Source organism: Clostridium aciditolerans (genome assembly GCF_016316925.1).
GTDB classification, from domain to species: domain Bacteria; phylum Bacillota; class Clostridia; order Clostridiales; family Clostridiaceae; genus Clostridium_AM; species Clostridium_AM aciditolerans.
This window is the reverse complement of sequence record NZ_JAEEGB010000064.1, coordinates 1-1,203: the sequence shown is the minus strand read 5'-3', so window position 1 is coordinate 1,203 and position 1,203 is coordinate 1. Positions and strand designations below refer to the sequence as shown.

Here is a 1,203-nt window from a genome sequence, read left to right as displayed (position 1 = left end):
AATAATTACTCAACTATCTTAGAAACAACTCCTGAACCTACTGTTCTTCCACCTTCTCTTATAGCAAATCTTAGTCCTTCATCCATTGCTACTTGAGTGATTAATTCAACGTTCATGTCGATGTGGTCTCCTGGCATTACCATTTCCATTCCATCTGGTAATTTGATGCTTCCTGTAACGTCTGTTGTTCTGAAGTAGAATTGTGGTCTGTATCCATCGAAGAATGGAGTGTGTCTTCCGCCTTCTTCTTTCTTAAGTACGTATACTTGACCTACGAATTTCTTGTGTGGGTGTACTGAACCTGGTTTTGATAATACCTGACCTCTTTCGATATCTGTTCTTTGAACACCTCTTAATAATGCTCCGATATTATCTCCTGCCATCGCTTGATCAAGAAGCTTTCTGAACATTTCTACTCCTGTACATACAGTCTTGCCCTTTTCTTCTTTTAATCCTACGATTTCGATTTCGTCTCCAACTTTTAATATTCCGCTTTCAACTCTTCCTGTTGCAACTGTTCCTCTTCCTGTGATTGTAAATACGTCTTCTACTGGCATTAAGAATGGTTTGTCAGTTGCTCTTTCTGGAGTTGGAATGTAGCTATCTACTGCATCCATTAATTCCATTATGCATTTTGTTGCTTCTGCATCTGTTGGGTTTTCTAATGCTTTTAATGCTGATCCTGTTACTATTGGAGTATCATCTCCTGGGAAGTCATACTCGTTTAATAACTCTCTTACTTCCATTTCTACTAATTCTAATAATTCTGGATCGTCTACCATATCTGCTTTATTTAAGAATACTACTATGTAGTTAACACCAACTCTTGATGCTAGTAGTATGTGTTCTCTTGTTTGTGGCATTGGACCATCTGCTGCACTTACAACTAGTATTGCTCCATCCATTTGTGCTGCTCCTGTAATCATGTTCTTTACATAGTCAGCGTGTCCTGGACAGTCAACGTGTGCATAGTGTCTGTTATCTGTTTGATATTCAACGTGTGCAGTGTTGATTGTGATTCCTCTTTCTCTTTCTTCTGGTGCTTTATCTATTGATGCATAATCAAATGCTTCTGCAAATCCTTTTTTTGATAATACTGTTGTTATTGCTGCTGTTAATGTTGTCTTACCGTGGTCTACGTGACCTATTGTTCCTATGTTTACGTGTGGTTTTGTTCTTTCAAATTTAGCTTTTGACATTTTT

1 protein-coding gene is annotated in these 1,203 nt (G+C 37.8%); it reads right to left on the bottom strand.

The genetic code is table 11. From position 1 onward, the window contains the following. Positions 1-5: 5 nt before the first annotated feature. Positions 6-1,199, bottom strand: coding sequence for an elongation factor Tu (tuf, locus tag I6U51_RS24465; RefSeq protein ID WP_211145157.1), 1,194 nt, complete (start codon positions 1,197-1,199; stop codon positions 6-8). Positions 1,200-1,203: the final 4 nt, after the last annotated feature.